Genomic DNA, 2,803 nt, shown 5'->3' with positions numbered 1-2,803 from the left:
CCCGGTGCGACTTTTCGCTCGGGTTCAAGGCACTCGGCCAGGGCTCGGCCAGCATCGATGGATCGATGTCGTCCCGGGCTCGGTTGACATCGATGTAGGCACGGTGGAACTGGGCACACAGCAGCGGCGCACTGGCGCCGATCGCTTCGCGCCAGATCTCGTCGACCCAGGCGTCGCAGCTGGTGCGCAAGGCCTCTGCCGAACAGACAGTGGATGGCGCATCGACCGGCCAATGCGGCCAGCTGTGGGGCGAGTCGAACACCAGCAGCGAGCCCGCTGAGGCGGTTTCGGCATGGACCTCGAAAGAGGGCGACATCATGTTCTCGGCAGAAGAGGCGATGGAGTGGTGGCTCAGTCGAACTTGAGGTTGCGCTGCTTGATGATGCGCTGCCACAGCGCTGTTTCCTCTTCGATGTGTTTGGCCAGTTCGGCGCTCGTGGTCGGCGCCGGCTCGGCCCCTTCGGCCCGAATCACACGCTGGATGTCCGGGTGCGCCAAGGCTTGCGTCACATCGACACGGATCTTCTCGATCAACGCAGGCGGCGTTCCTTTCAGGGCGAACAAGCCGTAGAACGCGCTGTAGTCGAAGCCGGGCAGCGTTTCCGCCACCGCCGGCACGTCTGGCAACAGCGGGGTGCGCTTGGGGCTTCCCACGGCCAACGCGACCAGCTTGCCGGTTTTCAGATGCGGCAATACCGATGGCAGCGTCGCAAACCCGACCTGAACGTGGTTGGACACCAGGTCCACCAAGGCGGGCGCCGCCCCTTTGTAGGGCACATGGACCATGTCGCCACCCGTCAACGACAACAGGTACTCCATGCCGAGGTGGTTGGGGGCGCCATTGCCGCTGGACATGTAGTTCAGCGCATCCGGTTTGGCCTTGATCGCGTCGACCAGGTCTTTCAGCGACTTGATGCCCAGCGAAGCATTGGCCACCAGTACCGGAGGCAGCGTCACCAGGCGCGAGATGGGAACGAAGTCTTGCTGCGGCCGGTAAGGCAACTTGGTGATGACGATGGGCGCTGTGACCATGGTCGAGCCCGCGCCGAACAGCAATGTGTAGCCGTCCGCCGGTGCGCCGAGAACGGCTTGCGGGCCGGACGCGACACCCGGCCGGTTGTCCACCAGCACCTGCTGTCCCCAGGTCTTCGACAGCTGCGCCGCCAAGGGCCGGGCCACCGCATCGGCCGCGGCGCCGGCCGAGAACGGCACGATCAACTTCACAGGCTTGTCCGGGAACACGGCATGCGCGCCGCAAGCCAGCAAGACGAGTGGCACCGCGGCAAACAACTGACGAAGACGCATGTCGAACTCCAGGGAAAACGGTTGGCAAAGTGCAGAAGCGTTCCGCTATTCTTTGACCACGTCATCGCATCGGCAATGACTTCTGCTGCGCGCATGCCCTCATAGTCCCAGAACATAGACCCATGGACTTCCGTCAGCTTGAAGTGTTTCGCGCGGTGATGGATTGCGGCTCGGCCACCGCGGCCGCACGATTGCTGAAGATGTCTCAGCCTGCGGTGAGCCGACAGGTGAGCCAGATCGAAGCAGAGTTGGGGCTGGAGCTGTTTCTGCGTGGTGGCGGCAAGTTGAGCCCCACCGCAGAAGCCATGGCGCTGTACGACGAAGCCACGCTGGCTTTCGAGAGCATCGAGCGGGTGCTCAACCTGGCCCGGCGCATGCGTGAAGACGATCGGGGCGTCTTGCGCCTGGCGGTGCCTTTCGCCTTTTGCGAATGGCTGTTGCCGCGGGTCCTGGCCGACCTGCAGCAGCAGCGGCCACAGCTGCGCTACTCGGTCGAGCTGGGCAGCTACGAGTCGATCGCCACGATGCTGGCCCGGCGCCAGGTCGACATCGGCATCGTCAAGGCGCCGTGGTCGGCGCCCGGCATCGCGACGCTGCCGCTGGCCACATGCGGCACCGTGTGTGTCCTGCCCAAAGGCCACGCGCTGGCGCGACAGGAGACCGTGTCCATCGACGCACTCAGCCGTGAGCCCCTGGTGTTGCTGGGCCGCGATACGGCCTGGCGCAGCGATCTGCAGACCCTGCTGCGCACCGTTTCACGCACACCCGTCGTGCGCATCGACACGCACTCGTTGGCGGCGGTTTGCTCCTTCGTGGCCCAGGGGATGGGCGTGTCGGTTCTGCCCGCATTGCTGGCGGCGCAATTCACCGACAAGGGCTTGGAGCTCAGGCCGCTGCAGGCAGCCATCGAGCACGAGTACCTGATCGGTTGCCCGATCTCGCTGCAACGATCAGGGCTGGTGCAGGACTTCGCCCACCAAGCTGGCGAAGTCGCGCGGCGGCTGCTCGCGCATGAGCCCCCGGCCGACGCGCAGTCGACCGCTGGTGCGATCAAAGGGACGCGCGCTCAGCCTGCCCGTACCCCGCGCTGAATCAGCACCGCGGGCGCCGGTCATTCAGAAGCCAGGCGCTTGATCAACCTGTACATGAACTCCCTGCCCTTCACGAGCTCGGCCACGCCGATGTTTTCGTCGAGGCCATGGATGCCCGTCGACTCGGGTTCCACGAACAGGCCGGAGACGCCATACATCGGGATGCCGGCTGCACGAAAGCGCCGGCTGTCGGTGGTGCTGACGCCCATCGTCGGGATGACCGGCACGCCGGGCCACATCTGCTCGGTGATCTCGTCGACCATCTTCAGCAACCGCGGATTGAGCGGCGAGCTCGGCGCGGGGTCGTCTTGACGAACCTTCGTCACCTTGACCTTCGGCCCGGCCAGGCGCGTCATCTCTTGCTCCACCAGATTCAGGTCTTCGTCCGGAAGCGCGCGGCAGTTGAT

4 protein-coding genes are annotated in these 2,803 nt (G+C 65.1%); 1 reads left to right on the top strand and 3 read right to left on the bottom strand.

The features are described from left to right. Both AC1DYI_RS31665 and AC1DYI_RS31660 read right to left on the bottom strand, forming a co-directional pair. On the bottom strand, positions 1-316 hold a 316-nt coding region (locus AC1DYI_RS31665; RefSeq protein ID WP_477208082.1), incomplete at its 3' end, for an N-formylglutamate amidohydrolase. Between the two features lie 35 nt (positions 317-351). Continuing rightward, positions 352-1,305 carry a Bug family tripartite tricarboxylate transporter substrate binding protein gene (locus AC1DYI_RS31660; RefSeq protein WP_477208081.1) on the bottom strand — a complete coding sequence of 318 codons (954 nt, stop codon included), beginning with the start codon at positions 1,303-1,305 and terminating at the stop codon, positions 352-354. Positions 1,306-1,427: 122 nt separating this feature from the next. Here AC1DYI_RS31660 and AC1DYI_RS31655 point away from each other — a divergent pair, with 122 nt between their 5' ends. After that, a complete protein-coding gene (locus AC1DYI_RS31655) occupies positions 1,428-2,396 on the top strand; it encodes a LysR family transcriptional regulator (protein ID WP_477208080.1) in 969 nt (322 codons plus the stop codon). Positions 2,397-2,416: 20 nt separating this feature from the next. On the opposite strand, the gene AC1DYI_RS31650 is transcribed toward AC1DYI_RS31655, so the two are convergent. Beyond that, the coding region (locus AC1DYI_RS31650) for a M20/M25/M40 family metallo-hydrolase (protein WP_477208079.1) at positions 2,417-2,803 on the bottom strand (387 nt) is incomplete at its 5' end.

This window comes from Ideonella sp. P3_A4, from assembly GCF_056403075.1.
This window is presented reverse-complemented; position numbering and strand designations above follow the sequence as displayed.